The 13,990-nt window shown below is 65.3% G+C and carries 13 protein-coding genes and 1 tRNA gene; 11 read left to right on the top strand and 3 right to left on the bottom strand.

The features are described 5' to 3' along the window. The first annotated feature begins 6 nt into the window (after positions 1–6). The gene (locus tag ACVOLV_RS12250) at positions 7–2,220 is read left to right on the top strand and encodes a CHASE2 domain-containing protein (RefSeq protein WP_481554634.1); all 2,214 of its coding nucleotides are present in this window, start codon (positions 7–9) and stop codon (positions 2,218–2,220) included. 35 nt (positions 2,221–2,255) lie between these two features. Next, entirely contained in the window at positions 2,256–2,603 is a 348-nt protein-coding gene (locus ACVOLV_RS12245; RefSeq protein ID WP_481554633.1) for a DUF3307 domain-containing protein, read from the top strand. 18 nt (positions 2,604–2,621) lie between these two features. Here ACVOLV_RS12245 and ACVOLV_RS12240 read toward each other — a convergent pair whose 3' ends face one another. Next, positions 2,622–4,448 (bottom strand): cyclic nucleotide-binding and patatin-like phospholipase domain-containing protein, encoded by a 1,827-nt coding sequence (locus ACVOLV_RS12240; RefSeq protein ID WP_481554632.1) that lies wholly within the window; start codon positions 4,446–4,448, stop codon positions 2,622–2,624. Positions 4,449–4,656: 208 nt separating this feature from the next. On the opposite strand from ACVOLV_RS12240, the gene dusA reads away from it, so the two are divergent. The 4 genes from dusA (at position 4,657) to ACVOLV_RS12220 (ending at position 8,458) form a co-directional block, all read left to right on the top strand. Beyond that, positions 4,657–5,670, top strand: coding sequence for a tRNA dihydrouridine(20/20a) synthase DusA (gene dusA / locus ACVOLV_RS12235; protein WP_481554631.1), 1,014 nt, complete (start codon positions 4,657–4,659; stop codon positions 5,668–5,670). Positions 5,671–5,868: 198 nt separating this feature from the next. Further along, complete coding sequence (locus ACVOLV_RS12230) at positions 5,869–6,252, top strand: PepSY domain-containing protein (RefSeq protein ID WP_481554630.1); 384 nt, start codon at positions 5,869–5,871, stop codon at positions 6,250–6,252. A 73-nt stretch (positions 6,253–6,325) separates the two neighbouring features. After that, positions 6,326–7,009 carry a response regulator transcription factor gene (locus ACVOLV_RS12225; RefSeq protein WP_057627010.1) on the top strand — a complete coding sequence of 228 codons (684 nt, stop codon included), beginning with the start codon at positions 6,326–6,328 and terminating at the stop codon, positions 7,007–7,009. Positions 7,010–7,030: 21 nt separating this feature from the next. Beyond that, entirely contained in the window at positions 7,031–8,458 is a 1,428-nt protein-coding gene (locus ACVOLV_RS12220) for an ATP-binding protein (RefSeq protein ID WP_481554629.1), read from the top strand. 214 nt (positions 8,459–8,672) lie between these two features. Here the strand turns inward: ACVOLV_RS12220 and ACVOLV_RS12215 are convergent, their stop codons facing one another. Beyond that, positions 8,673–9,419, bottom strand: a complete 747-nt coding sequence (locus ACVOLV_RS12215; protein WP_481554628.1) for a M90 family metallopeptidase — start codon at positions 9,417–9,419, stop codon at positions 8,673–8,675. Positions 9,420–9,427: 8 nt separating this feature from the next. Then, on the bottom strand, positions 9,428–9,715 hold the full coding sequence (locus tag ACVOLV_RS12210) for a hypothetical protein (RefSeq protein WP_303748438.1): 288 nt from the start codon (positions 9,713–9,715) through the stop codon (positions 9,428–9,430). Positions 9,716–9,840: 125 nt separating this feature from the next. Between ACVOLV_RS12210 and birA the strand changes: the two genes are divergently transcribed. From birA to ACVOLV_RS12185, 5 genes are all read left to right on the top strand, one after another. Continuing rightward, positions 9,841–10,806: a bifunctional biotin--[acetyl-CoA-carboxylase] ligase/biotin operon repressor BirA gene (gene birA / locus ACVOLV_RS12205; RefSeq protein WP_481554627.1), complete on the top strand. Its 966-nt coding sequence runs from the start codon at positions 9,841–9,843 to the stop codon at positions 10,804–10,806. Then, positions 10,803–11,540: a type III pantothenate kinase gene (locus ACVOLV_RS12200; RefSeq protein ID WP_481554626.1), complete on the top strand. Its 738-nt coding sequence runs from the start codon at positions 10,803–10,805 to the stop codon at positions 11,538–11,540. The genes birA and ACVOLV_RS12200 overlap by 4 nt, the downstream gene beginning before the upstream one ends. Positions 11,541–11,549: 9 nt before the next feature. After that, positions 11,550–12,353, top strand: a complete 804-nt coding sequence (locus ACVOLV_RS12195) for an SPOR domain-containing protein (protein WP_481554625.1) — start codon at positions 11,550–11,552, stop codon at positions 12,351–12,353. A 105-nt stretch (positions 12,354–12,458) separates the two neighbouring features. Continuing rightward, positions 12,459–12,534, top strand: a tRNA-Thr gene (locus ACVOLV_RS12190). A 172-nt stretch (positions 12,535–12,706) separates the two neighbouring features. Continuing rightward, the gene (locus ACVOLV_RS12185; protein WP_481554624.1) at positions 12,707–13,906 is read left to right on the top strand and encodes a tyrosine-type recombinase/integrase; all 1,200 of its coding nucleotides are present in this window, start codon (positions 12,707–12,709) and stop codon (positions 13,904–13,906) included. Positions 13,907–13,990 lie beyond the last annotated feature (84 nt).

The following is a 13,990-nucleotide window of genomic DNA, read 5'->3' as shown; positions in this document are numbered from 1 at the left end:
GCGCCATTGAAGTTGGCAGGCAGGACAGGACGCGCGCGTCCGCGCAGATTCAAGCTGCTGCTTGGCGGCGTGGCGGTGCTGCTGTTGGCCCTGGTGATCGATACCGCGTTCCGCGATGGCTTGTCGCGGCTGTCGGATCTGCTGTTCGATGGATTCCAGCGCGCCGCGCCGCGCACGGCCACGCTTGATCCTGGCGTGGTCGTGGTTGATATCGACGAAGCCTCGCTGGCACGCATTGGCCAATGGCCGTGGCCGCGCGACCAGCTGGGGCAGCTGGTCGATACCGTCGGCGGGCTTGGCGCGGCGGCAATCGCGTTCGACATGGTGTTCACCGAACCGGACCGCACCTCGTTGGGGCCGCAGCTGCAGCGCCTGCAGGCGCAGGGCATCGCGATTCAGGTGCCGGATGGCGCGCCCTTGGACAACGACCAGGCGTTCGCCGCCGCCATTGCCCGCAACCCGGTGGTGATGGGCGTGGCGCTGTCCAGCGAAACCGGGCGCGCGCTGTCGCCACCGCTGGCCGGCCTGTCGTTTGCCGGCAGTGATCCGCGCCGTTACCTGCCCGCATTCGAAGGCGGCCTGTCCAACCTGCCCGAGCTCAGCGCTGCTGCCAGCGGTATCGGCAGCTTTTCGTTCCCGCCAGCACGCGACAACATCATCCGTGCGATGCCGCTGGTCGCGGCGGCTGATGGCCAGCTCTATCCCGGTCTGGGCGTGGAGGCGCTGCGGGTGGCGCAGGGCGCCTCGGGCCTGCTGCTGCGCTCCACTGACGCCAGCGGCGAAACGTCGGCTGGCCCGCTCGCGCTCACCGCAGTGAAGGTCGGCGTACTCGAGCTGCCGGCCGGTGCCGACGGTCGCTTCCGCATCCATTACTCCGGCATGCCGCATATGACGGTGGTACCGGCGTGGCAGCTGCTGCAGGGCGATGCAGCGGCTTGGGCCGACAAGGTCGAAGGCCGCATCGTGCTGATCGGGACCTCGGCCATCGGCCTGCGCGACATCGTCGCCACGCCGCTGGCGGCGGCCGAACCCGGCGTCAACGTGCATGCGGAATTGATCGACCAGGCCTTCAACCAGCAGTTCCTGCAGCGCCCGGACTGGGCGCGTGGTGCGGAAGTGCTGGTTGCCATCGTCAGCAGCCTGGCGCTGTTGCTGGTGCTGGGCAGTGCGCGGCCCTTGCTGTCGTCGCTGGCCTTCCTGTTGTTGCTGGGCGCGGTATTGGCCGTTGCCTGGTGGGCGTATACACGCCAGGCCTGGCTGCTGGATCCGCTGCCGGCGCTGCTATGCCTGCTGGCGGTATTCGTCAGCATGCTGCCGGCGCTGCTGTTTGCGGGTAACCGCGAGAAGCGCTTCGTGCGCTCGGCGTTCGCGCGCTACCTGTCGCCGGCGCTGGTTGAACGCCTGTCGCATGACGCGCAGGCGTTGCAGCTTGGCGGCGAGACGCGCGAGATCACCGTGCTGTTCTCGGATATCCGCGGCTTTACCTCACTTTCCGAGAACCTCAGCCCGGATGCCTTGACCGCGTTGCTCAATGACTTCCTGACCCCGATGACCGATGTGCTGCTCGCCCACGAGGCAACCATCGACAAGTACATCGGCGACGCGATCATGGCCTTCTGGAATGCACCGGTGGACATCGCCGCGCACCCACGCAAAGCCTGCCTGGCCGCGCTGGGCATGGCCGCCGCGGTCGATGCCCTCAACCGCGAACGCGGCAGCGCCTTGCGCATTGGCGTGGGCTTGAACCTGGGCGATGCCTGCGTGGGCAACCTGGGCTCGCAGCAGCGTTTTTCGTATTCAGCCATTGGTGACACCGTCAACCTGGCATCGCGCGTTGAAAGCCTGACCAAGTATTACGGGGTGACGCTGATGGTGACCGACGCGGTCCGCGCCGGGGCTGCAGAGCTGGCTTACGTCGAGGTCGATCGCGTGCGCGTTGTCGGCCGCAATGAACCGGTGCAGCTGTTCGCGCTGCTCGGTGACGCGCAGATGGCGGCGGATGCCGGTTTCCTGGCCTTGGCACAGGACCATGCGCAGGTCCTCGGCCTGTATCGCGGTGGTGATTTTGCTGCAGCGCTGGATGCGCTGCAGGCGCTGCGCATGCATGCTGATGCCACTTCACTTTCGGCCTTGCATGCGCTTTATGTGCAACGACTTGAGCAGTTGATCAAACATCCGCCGATGCAATGGGATGGCATCTTCACGGCGACCTCCAAGTAGTGCCAGACTCCACCCAGACTTGAACCCAGCCCGCCATGTCTCTGATTCCGTCGCTGACCACATTCGTGCTGTTGATCGTTGGCCATGCACTGGCGGACTACCCGTTGCAGGGCGAGTTCCTGTCCCGGGCCAAGAACCGGTTTTCACCGTTGCCCGGGGTGCCGTGGTACCAGGCGCTGGCCGCGCATGCGGTGATCCATGGCGGCATGGTCGGCTGCATCACCGGCAGCATCCTGCTGGGTGTATTCGAAGCACTGGCGCATGCGCTGATCGACGACCTCAAGTGCGGCCATCGCATCAGCTACAACGTCGACCAGCTGCTGCACGTGCTGTGCAAGTTGCTGTGGGTAGGCCTGCTGCTGGTGTTCGGCCCGCTGCCCTGAGCACCACGGCTGCCGGGCTCAGTCCTCGAACTCGGGCATCACTTCGCCACGGCGCCAGGCATTGATGCCGTCCAGCCCGCCGGCCTTGTCGAGGAAGCGCAGGGTGTATTCGTAGCCGGCCTGTTCCTGCGCACGGCCCAGTTTGAAGGCGAGCAGGCCCATGCCGGGGACGGTGGGGGGCTTGAGCAATAGATCGCTGCCCAGGCCGGTGCCACGCAACATGCGCCCGGAGGTGATCTGCATCGAGCGCGCCGCTACTTCGCCGATGCGCGGGAAGTCGTCGCCCTTGCGCCGCCCGCGCAGCAACTGCCAGGCCAGCGACAGGCGCGACGGCACGTTGCCGTAGGCACTGCGCACCCGCCATTCGTTGCCCGGCGACAGCATGGACACCATGTTGGGTCCGTTCTTGATCGCGCGCATCACCGAGATCGGCACGTTGTTCATCACCCCGCCATCGACCAGCACCTGGCCCTGATCGTTGATCCATGGCGGCAGCGCCACCGGTATGGCGGTGGAAATGCGCAGCGCCTGCCAGGTCAGGCCGTGGCGCACCACTTCCAACTCGTTGGTGGACAGGTTGGCACCCACCGCGAAGTAGTTCAGCGGCAGGTCTTCCAATCGTGCATCGCCGAGCTGCGCCTGCATGCAGGTATCCAGATGGCGGTGATCGAGCAGGCTGTACCAGGGCAGCGTGAAGCGCCCCAGCGCCTTGTTGCGCAGAAAGAACTGCTCGTAGTCCTGCATCATCGCCTCGGCATCGTTGCCGGCCGCGTAAGCGTGGCCGACCACCGAGCCGATCGAGGTGCCGCCGATGATGTCCAGCTCGATGCCGGCTTCGGACAGCGCCCGCAAGGTGCCGATATGGCCTGCGCCCAGCGCACCACCGCCACCGAGCACCGCACCCAGGCCGCGGCCGGTGAGCAGTCGCGCCACCCGCGCGTAATCGCGCGGCTGTTGCAGCGCCAGGTGGTGATGCAGATGCAGAGGCCGATCCTGCAGCCAATGACGGGTGTGGCGGATCGCGTCGCCACTGTGTTCGCGCCATAGCAGCAGACCAACCTGGCGCGGCCGGAACAAGGGCAGGGCATAGGCTTCCAGCGCACTCAATGGCACCGGCCCGGTGTGCGCCAGGTCCTGGCGGCCGCATAGCAGCAGCTGGTCGCAATGGCGTAGCGCGGCGCGGTCCCAGGCGGCATTGCCGTCACCGGCTACCAGCAACAGCTTGCTGCCGGCATGTTCCTGCATGCCCAACCACTGCGAGAGCTGCTGTTCGTTGTCAGCGGCCACACCCGCCGGCAGATCGCGCGCGCGCAGCGCGGTGGTGGCTGCCCCGGTGGCCTGCAAGGCCTGCAGCAGATCGTTGATCAGTTGCTCGGGAACAGGCGCAGTGCCAGCTGGGCACAGGCCGATCGCATCGGCGATGCGCGGTGCCATCGCCGCCGCCGCCGAGGTGGTGGCAGCCAGCCGCCGGCCCAGCACCCGCAGCAGCGACTGGGTGAAGTCCGGCTGCGCCGCGGCGAGGTGGTCAAAGCTTTCGCGGCTGAGCTCCAGCACCTCCGAGTCGCGGCTGGCGACCACATCGGCGGTGCGGCTCAGCCCGCCGAAGAACGCGATCTCGCCCACCGGCTCGCCGGCGCCGATCTCGGCGACCAGATGGCGGCCATTGAGCAACACTTCAAAGCGCCCGCGCAGCACGTAATAGACATGGTTGGCAGCTTCGCCCTGGCGCACCAGGTGCTCGCCCTTGCGCAGCTGCAGCCGCCGCATCTGCGCGAGCAGGCTCTCGCGTTGCGACTCGGAGAGCCCGGCCAGCAGGTCGGAACGGGGGGCAGTGGCAGTATCCAAGGGCGGCTCGCGAGGGTGATCGGTGGCGTTTGCCCGCCTGTTATCGCCGCAGACCGTAAGAGCGGGCTGAATCAGTGGGCGATTCGGCGCGAGCGCCAGCCGACAGGCCCGGAGCGGCGGGGTTCAGCCCGGTCGTTTACTCTTTGCAGCCCAAGTTCCTCGCTGGCGCCCAGTGCGGCCGCCCAGCCTTCTGACTTTCGATCCGATCATGTCCCTGCTTCCCGCCCCCGCCGACACCCGCTACGCCGACTCCCTGCGCCTGTCCGTTGCCCCGATGATGGATTGGACGGACAGGCATTGCCGGGTTTTCCATCGGCTGCTGGCGCCGGGTGCGCGGCTGTATACCGAGATGGTGCATGCCAATGCGGTGATCCATGGCGACCGCGAGCGGCTGATCGGCTTCAATCCGGTTGAGCAGCCCTTGGCGCTGCAGTTGGGGGGCAGCGACCCCGATGCGCTGGCGCAGGCTGCGCGTATTGCCGCCGACTGGGGCTATGACGAGGTCAACCTCAATTGCGGCTGCCCCTCGGACCGGGTCCAGGCCGGGCGCTTCGGTGCCTGCCTGATGCGCGAACCTGAATTGGTTGCTGAATGCGTGGCGGCGATGGTGGCGGCGGTCGATATCCCGATCACCGTGAAATGCCGCCTGGGTGTGGACGAGGACAAGGACTACGAGGTGTTCGCCGGTTTTGTGGATCGGCAGGTACAGGCCGGCGCGGCGATGGTGGTAGTGCACGCCCGCAATGCCTGGCTCAAGGGCCTGTCGCCCAAGGAAAACCGCGAGATTCCGCCGCTGCGCTACGAATGGGCCTACCAGCTCAAGCGTGAGCGCCCGACGCTGCCGTTGGTGATCAACGGCGGCATCGCCACGGTGGAAGCCGCACAGGAGCACATGCAGCACCTGGACGGGGTGATGCTTGGCCGTGCGGCCTACCATGACCCCTATGTGCTGCACGCGCTGGACTGTGCGCAGACCGGCCAGCCGCTGCGCGGGCGCGAGGAACTGCTGGTCGCTTTGCGGCCCTATGTGGAGGCCCAACTGGCCGCCGGCCTGGCACTGAAACACATCACCCGTCACCTGCTCGGCCTGTTCCATGGCCAGCCGGGCGGGCGTGGCTTCCGCCAGGTGTTGAGCGAAGGCGCGCACCGGCCTGGCGCGGATTGGGGCCTGGTCGAGCAGGCGCTGCAGGTCACCCGTCGGCAGGCAGAGCGGGTTGCCTGAGCCGGCGATCAGGACGGGGAGGGGCCTTTGTCCGGTCAGCTTGCTGAACGAGTGCGCGGGATGGGCGGACGGGTTCAGATCGGATTCACCCCTAAAAATCAAGAATTTGGCTCGATTTCGTAAGGCCCGTGGAAAATCTCTGCCGGTTGTGGTTTACGAATTTTGAACGTTGCCTCGCCGTCCGCTAGGATCTGTCCCATGCATTCGCTTTCCCGTCGTCGTCTGCTGGTCACCCTGATTGCCACGCTGGTCGTGGTTGGTCCTGGCGTGGTCGTGGCGTCGGCGCAGCAGCCGCAGCAGGCCCGGGGTGACAACGCCCGTGTTGCCACGGCTGATGGTGGTGCCCGCGTGGCCCGCCAAGGCAACGACCGCTCGCTGTCCGATGCTGTGCGGCGTGTACAACGCGAGACCGGTGGGCGCATTCTTGGTGCCGAGCGCGTGCCGTATGACGGCCGTGACATCAATCGTGTCAAATACATGGATGACCGTGGGCGCGTACGCTACATGGACGACCCTTCGCCTTCACGAGACCACCCGCGCGACCAGCGGGCGGAGCTGCCACCACGCGGCGATAACTCCTGAACAGCGATAGTGGTTGTGGTTTTTGAATACACACGCTGGCCCTCAGGCCGGCCCAAAGTACTAGGGAGAGTTCATGCGTATCCTTCTGGTTGAAGACGAAGCCCCGCTGCGGGAAACCCTTGCGGCCCGCCTCAAGCGCGAAGGTTTCGCCGTGGATGCCGCTCAGGATGGCGAAGAAGGCCTGTATATGGGCCGCGAAGTGCCGTTCGACGTGGGCATCATCGATCTCGGCCTGCCCAAGATGTCGGGCATGGAGCTGATCCGCGCGCTGCGTGACGAAGGCAAGAAATTCCCGGTGCTGATCCTGACCGCCCGTTCCAGCTGGCAGGACAAGGTCGAGGGCCTGAAGCAGGGCGCCGACGACTACCTGGTCAAGCCGTTCCACGTCGAAGAGCTGCTGGCCCGCGTCAACGCGCTGCTGCGCCGCGCCGCTGGCTGGTCCAAGCCGACCCTGGAATGTGGCCCGGTGGCGCTGGATCTGGCCGCCCAGACGGTGAGCGTGGCCGGCAGCAATGTCGACCTGACCAGCTACGAGTACAAGGTGCTGGAGTACCTGATGATGCATGCCGGTGAGTTGGTCTCCAAGGCCGACCTGACCGAGCACATCTACCAGCAGGACTTCGACCGTGACTCCAACGTGCTGGAAGTGTTCATCGGCCGCCTGCGCAAGAAGCTCGATCCGGATGGCGAATTGAAGCCGATCGAAACCGTGCGTGGCCGCGGTTACCGTTTCGCGATCCCGCGCAACGAGGGCTGAGCCCCGTAGGGGCATAGCGTCATGACGGGCCGTCAGTGGCTATTGAAGCGTTGGCGGCCCCGCTCTTTGCAGGCGCGCCAGCTGCTGGCTGCCTCGGTGGGCCTGGTGGCCTTCCTGGCCTTGGCCGGTTACGCGCTGGATGCGGCCTTCGGCCAGACTGCGCGTGACAACCTCAGCGAACGCCTGAAGAACTACGCCACCGCCTATGCCGGTGGCATCGATTTCACCCGCGATGGCTCGCTGTACATCCGCGAACAGCCACCGGACCCACGTTTTGATGTGCCCGGCAGCGGCCTGTACCTGCAGGTTGTGATGCCCGGCCACGTCGCCAACTCGATGTCGGCCGAAGGCCCGATGCTGCCGGACGTGAGTGAGCGCACGCTCAAGCCGCGCGAGGAAGTCTTCGAAGGCCCCTTGCCCATCACCCAGATCGACGGCACGCCCGGCGAGGTCTATCGCTACGGCATGGGCCTGGTATGGGGCGGCGATGGCGCGCCCGAATCCGAGTTTCCGTACACCATCTATGTGCTCGAGGATTCGCGCGCGCTGGGCATGCAGCTGCGCAGCTTCCGTGCGGCGGTATGGTTCTGGCTGGGCGTTACCGGCCTGATCCTGTTGCTGCTGCAGACGTTGGTCTTGCAATGGAGCCTGCGTCCGCTCAAGCGCGTGATCAACGAATTGACCCGCGTGCAGCGCGGCGAGCGCGAGCGCATGAGCGAGTTGCATCCGCGCGAGCTGGAGCCGCTGACCGAAAGCATCAACGCCTTCATTGAAAGCGAGCGCGAGAACCTCGAACGCCAGCGCAATACCCTGGCTGACTTGGCGCACAGTTTGAAGACGCCACTGGCGGTGCTGCGCACGCAGCTGGAAAGCGGCACCAGCAACGAGGCCGATCTGCGCGAAGAAGTCGGCGTGCAGCTGCAACGCATGAACAACCTGGTGTCCTACCAGTTGGCACGCGCCGCCTCGTCCGGGCACAAGTTGTTCTCCGCACCCGTGCCGATCGAGACCACGGCCGAAGAGATCGTGCGCGGACTGGAAAAGGTTTACGCCGCCAAGGGTGTGTTCTGCGAGTTCGAGGTGACACCGGGCGTGAACTTCTACGGCGAACCGGGTGACTTGCAGGAACTGCTGGGCAACCTGCTTGAGAACGCCTTCAAGTGGGCCAATCGCCGCGTGTTGCTGACCGCCAAGCCGATCACTGCCGGCAACGGCAAGCGCGCCGGTCTGGTGCTGGCGGTGGATGACGATGGCCCGGGTATTGCCGAAGACAACATCGCCAAGGTGCTGCAGCGTGGCGTGCGCGGCGATGAGCGCGTGCAGGGCCACGGCATTGGCCTGTCGATCGTGCAGGACCTGATCAAGGCCTACCGCGGCGAGTTGCAGGTCAAGCGTTCGGAAGAGCTGGGCGGTGCCCGGTTTGAAGTGACCTTGCCGCCGGGTATCTAGTTCTGGAGCAGGCCTGGGTGTTGCCGGCCGCGTGCGTGTTCTTTGTGTTTCTTGCGCTTGAGCTGAAGCCAAGGTCAAAAACCGACCCCTCCCCAACCCTCCCCTTGGCTGCGCCAAAGGGAGGGAGCGAAAGCGCGTGCTCTGCTCCCTCCCTTGCGCACGTGGTGCGTAGGGGAGGGCTGGGGAGGGGTTCGCTTTTGATCTTTCTCTTGCTCTACCGCAGCCCAGCCTCAACCGGCCCATAAAACCGCCGCAGATGCGCGGCCACCGCCGGCATCGTCTCCGCCAGCAGTTCCGGTGCGGAGAAGTGATACTCGCTGACCACCGCAAAGAACTCCTCCGGCGCTTCCGCCGCATAGGGATCAATCACGGTCTCAACATCCGCATCCACCTGCGCGCAGAACGCGTCATAGGCCTGCTGGAAATCCTGCGCCCATTGCCGCTGCCACTCGCGCGGCAACGGTGGCGTGCCATCGATGGCACCATCGAGTGCATCGATCTTGTGCGCCATCTCATGCACGGCCACGCAGAAGCCGGCCTGCGGATCCGCAATATCACCCTGCACATCGGCCCACGACAGGATCAGCGGACCGCTGCCCCAGGCTTCGCCGATCAGCTCGTCATCCCACTCATGCAGCACGCCGGCAGCATCGGTATGGCTGTGGCGTACGCGGAAAGCATCCGGGTAGACCACCAGTTCCGACCAACCATGCAGGCCTTCGCGGCCGAACTCGATCAGCGGCAGGCAGCACAGGGCGGCCAGCAGCATGCGTTGGCCGTCGTCCAGTTCCAGCCCGGCAACCGGGATGATGGTCTTGCGCTGCAGGAACAGCGCCACCAGCGCCCGCAGCTTGCGTTCGCGTTCGCTGGATAACCCGGACAGCCACAGGCAATGCCGGCAGGTCTGCTGCCAGAGGGCGTCATCAAGCGGCGGCGGGGTGCGCTGCCACCAGCGCAACAACGACTGGATCAGCGGAACATTCCGGGCAGCAGACGGTGCCAGCGCGGTGCACGCAGGCGCGGCAGCAGGTCATCGTCGCTGCCACCACCGGCAGCACGCGGGGTGGCGGTCTTGGCCGGGACCGGGGTTGCCGGCGGGGCGTTGGCGATGCCAACGGCGGCAGCCGGGGCGGCTACCCGCTCCACTTCGGCCGGGGCGTAGCTGCACGCACTTTGGCCAGCGCCGCCGAGCGCGTCCGAAGCCTGCGCTGCAACCGGCGCCAGCAACAGGATCAGGCAATGAGCGAGGTGGCGCATCGTCAACATCCAAGGGCGGGCGAATTTCCGATTCTAGCCTGCTTTTTCTCCGGAAATGGGCCCCGACGCTGGGCGCTCTCGGGGGCTTGCCGCATAATTTCCCGATCTGTTGTGAGGAAACTGCCGTGGATGACCGCCAATTGCTGGCCAAGCTGGGAGCCGGAGCGTTGTCCGGCGACGCGCTGGCGCGCGAGCTGGGGCTGACCCGGGCGGCCGTCTGGAAGCGAATTCAAGGACTTCGCGCCGCTGGCGTGGTGATCGAAGGCCGCGCTGGCGACGGCTACCGGCTGGCACAGGCACTGGAACTGCTGGACCCGGAACAGATCCGCGCGGGCCTGCCGGTGGCGGTGTTGCCACTGCTGTCCGAACTGGAAATAGGCTGGACACTGAGCTCCACCAACACGGAATTGCTGCAGCGCAGCGCGCCTGAGCGCGGAACGGCGGTGCTGCTGGCCGAGCGCCAGACCGGTGGTCGCGGCCGTCGTGGCCGGCATTGGGCCTCGCCGCTGGCCGCCCATGTCTATCTGTCGCTGTCGCGCGGCTTTGGCGGCGGGCTGTCGCGGATGGGCGGGCTGAGCCTGGCGGTCGGCGTGGCGGTGGTCGAAGCCCTGCACGGGCTGGGTTTCAGCCATGCTGGGCTGAAGTGGCCGAACGACGTGGTGGTGGATGGGCACAAGCTCGGCGGCCTGCTGGTGGAGGGTGGCGGCGAGTTCGCCGGGCCGGCACGGGCGGTGATTGGATTGGGTTTGAACGTGCGCATGCCGCAGGCGACCGCCGCCGACATCGGCCAGCCCTGGACCGATCTGGACACGCTGGCCGGCGCCGAGGTGTCGCGCAATACCGTGGTTGCGGCCTTGTTGGCCTCGTTGCTGCCGGCGCTTGAGCAATTCGAACAGTACGGACTGGCCCCGTTCCTGCCGCGCTACGCGACCATGGATGTGTTGCAGGGCCGTGCGGTGCGGGTGGAAGAAGCCGGTGTGCTGCACGATGGCGTGGCCTGTGGGCTGGCCGAGGACGGCGCATTGCGGGTGAATATTGATGGGCGGGAAACCTGTTTCCATGCCGGCGAAGTCAGCGTGAGGGCGGCATGAGCGATTGGTTGTTTGACCTGGGCAATTCGCGTTTCAAATTCGCGCCACTGCAAGGCGACCGCGCCGGCTGCGTGCAGGCCTGGGCACATGGCGCCGAGGCGATCACCGCAAGCGCGCTGGATGCCCTGCCGCAAGGCGATACCGCGTGGGTCGCAAGCGTTGCATCGGCAACGCTGACCGCGGAAGTCATGCAGATCCTGCAGAGCCGCTTCAGCACGGTGCACGTTGCCAGAACCCTGCCGCAGTGTGCCGGCGTAACCGTGGCCTATGCGCGCCCGGAGAAGTTTGGCGTGGACCGTTTCCTCGGATTGCTGGCAGTCGCGCCCGCCCGGCAATCGGTGCTGGTGGTCGGCGTTGGCACCGCGCTGACCATCGACCTGATTGATGCCGATGGCCTGCACCGTGGCGGCCGTATTGGCGCTTCGCCAACAGTTATGCGCGAAGCCTTGCATGCGCGCGCTGTGCAGTTGCCGGCCACGGGCGGCGATTACGCCGAGTTCGCCAATGACACCGCTGATGCATTGGCTTCCGGCTGTGATGGTGCGGCAGTGGCGCTGGTCGAGCGCAGCCTGCGCCAGGCACAGCAGCTGCTCGGCAGCGAGCCGGTGCTGGTGGTACATGGCGGCGGTGCATTGCCCTTGCTGCCGCTGCTGCCCGATGCCGATTACCGGCCTGCGCTGGTGCTGGACGGGCTGGCGCGCTGGGCAGTTCACCACGGCGCGTGCGCCGGGTAGGATCACCGCATGCTGACCCGCCTCCTTATCGTCCTGCTGGCCATCCTCAATGTTGGTGTCGCGCTGTGGTGGATGGCACCACGCGCTGAACCGGTCGTCGCTGCACCACGTCCCGAGCCCGGCGTTGCCAGTCTGGAAGTGTTGCCTTCGCCTGCAGCGGGCAGCACCAATATGGCTGCACCGGCTGTGGCTGAGGCCGCGCCTGCAGTGGCACCGGATGCAGCTGCGCTCACACCAGTGCCAGCTGCAACTACTGCTGCCAAGCCTGCGGAAGTGCCGCCAGTTGCCACTGCAGCAGTAGAAACCAGGCCCACCGAAGCCAAGCCCGCGGAGGTGAAACCACCTGCCGTCGTGCAGTGCGCCAGTCTTGGCCCTTACGCTACCCAGGCCCAGGCCCAGGCGGCGCTGACCGCGCTGGGCGCCGATGCGGCGCGCCCGCGCCTGCGTGAAGTGCCGGGCAAGGCCGCCAGCAGCTACCGGGTGCTGATCGCCCCGGCGGCCTCACGCGAGGAAGCCCAGGCCACTGCCAAGCGCATCGTCGACGCCGGTTTCAGCGATTACTTCATCGTCTCCCAGGGTGAGGAAGCCAACGCCGTCGCGCTGGGCCAATACCGCAACCGCGAAGGCGCCGAGCGCCGCCTGGCCAGCCTGACCGCCGCCGGCTTCCCGGCCAAACTGGCCACCAGCGGCACCGAAATCGCCGCCAGCTGGTGGCTGGACACCGCCACCGCCGGTGCCGCTACCCCGGCCAGCTTGAAGCAGCGCGCCGCTGCCGCCCAACAACAGTCGTTGGATTGCGCGCGTCTGCGGTAGAATGGCGCGCCCCGCCACCGCGAGGATCGGGAAGCATCGGTTTCGACTGGGCTTTCCCCAGGTTGCAGCGCTACCATCGCGCAACCGCAGCACGTAACACGCCTTGCCGCTTTAGCTCAGTTGGTAGAGCAACTGTCTTGTAAACAGTAGGTCATCCGTTCGATTCGGATAAGCGGCACCATCACCTGATCCTATGGCGTCCAAGCAAGTCCAGAATTCATACTAAGCCCGCAGAAATGCGGGCTTTTTTGTGCGCTTTGGTCCGAGCTTGTCCACGTACATCCAGCGACGTTGGGGGTACAAGTGGGGGTACATTTTGGAAAATGGAATTCAGCAAGGAGGATGTACCCCCAATGGGTGCTAAGCAACTGACAGATATGGCCGCGCGCAATGCGAAGGCCAAGGAGAAGCCGTACAAGCTGGCAGCAGGTGCAGGTCTTTATCTGCATGTGATGCCCAATGGGGCCAGGTACTGGCGGATGAAGTACCGCTGGGATGGAAAGGAGAAGCTGCTGGCGATCGGGGTGTACCCCGAGGTTTCGTTGAAGGAAGCTGGAGAAGCCCGGGATGAGGCTAGGGCGAAACTTCGTGCTGGACGCGATCCATCCGAGCACAAGCAGTTGAGCAAGCTCACGTCCAAATTGTCGGTGGATGTCCGCTTCCAGGCGATAGCCATCGAATGGCTTCAGTCCCGGGGGGACTTGGCGCAGTCAACGCGGGAGAAGGCGGCATGGATGCTCGAGACGTATGCCTTCCCTTGGTTGGGTAAAAGGCAGGTCAACGAGATTGGAACTGCAGAGGTTTTGGCGGTGCTGCGCAGACTGGAGGCTCAGGAGAAGATCGAGTCCACGCAGCGCCTTCGCCAAATCTGTGGGCAGGTCTTTCGCTACGCTGTGGCCACAGGACGTCTGGATCGCGATCCGACCAGTGCTCTTCGCGGTGCTTTGAAGACGGCCAAGAATCGGCACTACGCCTCAATCACTGACCCCGCGAAGGTGGGGGAGTTGATGCGCGCGATTGATGGATACATGGGGCAACTCGTGACGCAATGTGCGCTCCGCTTTGCTCCACTAGTTTTCACCCGTCCAGGTGAGTTGCGTAAGGCGGAGTGGGGAGAGTTCGACCTCGCTGTTAAGCAGTGGAATATTCCTGCAACGAAAATGAAGATGGGAATAGCTCACGTTGTTCCTCTATCCAAACAGGCAGTTGCGGTGCTCGAGGAGCTACGGCCGGTCACGGGAAAAGGGCGCTACGTATTTCCGTCCGTTCGTAGTTCGAGGGATCCAATGAGCGAAAACACTGTCAATGCAGCTCTTCGACGCCTGGGCTACGGGACTGACGACATGACCGGGCATGGCTTCAGGAGCATGGCCTCGACGTTGTTGCATGAGATGGGATGGACATCAGATGCAATCGAAAGGCAGCTTGCTCACTCTGAAAGAAATCCTATTAAAGCGGCTTACAACCGGGCAGAACATCTGCCGGAGCGCAGGAAGATGATGCAGGCATGGGCAGATTACTTGGATAAGTTGAAGGGAAAAGGTCAGCCGTAGCTAAAGTTGGTAGGCTGATTCTTCTCTTGGGTTGTTAGATGGCCTTGCTCGGCAGCAGCCGAGCAAGGTGTTCTTCTGTAGTGT

This window comes from Stenotrophomonas sp. STEN023 (genome assembly GCF_056760135.1).
This window is presented reverse-complemented; position numbering and strand designations above follow the sequence as displayed.